Genomic DNA, 235 nt, shown 5'->3' with positions numbered 1-235 from the left:
ATAACGGTGCGAAGACGCCCGACTGGCATTCGAACGGCATCCTGTCCGGCTATAAGTCGAAGGAATATCAGGGCAGCGGCTACAACCAGATGGTGATGGACGATGCCACCGGCCAGAACCGCGTGCAGCTCTACAGCACGAGTGCAAATTCCCAACTGCATCTGGGCTATCTGATTGCGCAAACCGGTAACTCGCGCGGTGCGTATCTCGGCAGCGGCTTCGATCTGAAGTCGGA

At 57.4% G+C, this 235-nt stretch carries 1 protein-coding gene; it reads left to right on the top strand.

Annotated elements, in window-relative coordinates; all coding sequences use genetic code 11:
• Positions 1-235, top strand: a 235-nt coding sequence (locus tag SB822_RS61030; protein WP_410859645.1) for a type VI secretion system Vgr family protein, incomplete at both ends; no start/stop codon positions are given.

Origin of the sequence: Paraburkholderia sp. SIMBA_054 (assembly GCF_046534875.1) — a bacterium.
Classification (GTDB): domain Bacteria; phylum Pseudomonadota; class Gammaproteobacteria; order Burkholderiales; family Burkholderiaceae; genus Paraburkholderia; species Paraburkholderia hospita.
Note: the sequence above shows the minus strand (reverse complement) of the source record. Positions and strands in the feature narration are given on the sequence as shown.